Origin of the sequence: Acidovorax sp. HMWF018 (genome assembly GCF_003061035.1) — a bacterium.
GTDB lineage: Bacteria > Pseudomonadota > Gammaproteobacteria > Burkholderiales > Burkholderiaceae_C > Acidovorax > Acidovorax delafieldii.
The window spans coordinates 1-1176 of the sequence record NZ_QAIM01000637.1; the positions used below are offsets into that span (position 1 = coordinate 1).

Annotated in this window: 1 protein-coding gene; it reads left to right on the top strand. The window is 63.8% G+C overall.

The window, feature by feature from the left end:
• Positions 1 to 61 precede the first annotated feature (61 nt).
• A protein-coding gene (locus DBR23_RS26895; protein ID WP_108500112.1) for an IS3 family transposase occupies positions 62 to 1176 on the top strand; the annotation gives its coding sequence in 2 pieces (ribosomal slippage) (positions 62 to 323 and positions 323 to 1176; 1116 coding nt annotated over the 2 pieces). This gene is flagged as partial in the annotation.

The window sequence follows — 1176 nt, forward strand, 5'->3', positions numbered from 1 at the left end:
TGGGCTGCTGCCGGTTTCGATGACACCTTGTTAAGGTGGAAGATGAAACCGGAGGTGGTTCATGGAGAGAAGAAGGACATTCAGCCGCGAGTTCAAGCTCGAGGCGGTCAGGCTGGTCACCGAGCGTGGCGTGGCTGTGGCCCAGGCAGCCAAGGACCTGGACGTTCACGAGAACGTGCTGCGCAAGTGGGTTCGTGAGTTGCGAGAGGAGCCCCAGGAGGCGTTCCCTGGCAACGGCAAGCAGAAGGCCCAGGACGCGGAGATAGCGCGACTGCGCAAGGAGGTTGCCAAGCTCAAGATGGAGCGCGACATCCTGAAAAAAGCCGCGGCCTACTTCGCGAAGGAGTCGATGTGAAGTTCGGCTTCGTGGCGAAACACCGAGGGGCCTGGCCGGTCAATCTGATGTGCGAGGCGCTCGGTGTCTCGCGGGGTGGCTTCTACGCGTGGCTCACACGGCCCAGGAGCCAGCGCAGCCTCAGCGATGAAGTGCTGGGCGCGCAGGTCCACCAGAGCTTCGTGCGCAGCGACCGCACCTACGGCGCGCGCCGTGTGTGGCACGACGTGTTGGAGCAAGGTCAAGCCTGTGGTCTGCACCGCATCGAGCGACTCATGCGAGAGCAGGCACTACGAGCCAGGCCCCGACGACGTGGACTGCCCAAGGACCGGGGCACGCGCAGCGCGGTGGCCGATAACGTGCTGGACCGCCAGTTCCGGGCCGATGGCCCGAACCAGAAGTGGGTAGCCGACTTCACCTACATCTGGACAGCCGAGGGCTGGCTGTACGTGGCGGCGGTGCTGGACCTGTACTCGCGGCGCATCGTGGGCTGGTCGATGCAGGAGAGCATGACCTCGCAGCTCGTGGTGGATGCGCTGATGATGGCCGTGTGGCGGCGAGGCAAGCCGGTGGCCTTGTTGCATCACTCGGACCAGGGTAGCCAGTACACCAGCGAGCACTTCCAGAAGCTGCTGGATGAACAAGGCATCACTTGCAGCATGAGCCGGGCCGGTGAGGTCTGGGACAACTCGGCCATGGAGAGCTTCTTCAGCTCCCTCAAGACCGAGCGCACGGCCAGGAAGGTGTACCGCACACGAGGGCAGGCCCGTTCCGATGTGTTCGACTACATCGAGTGCTTCTACAACCCGACGCGCCGGCATTCGACGCTCGGCTATCTCAGT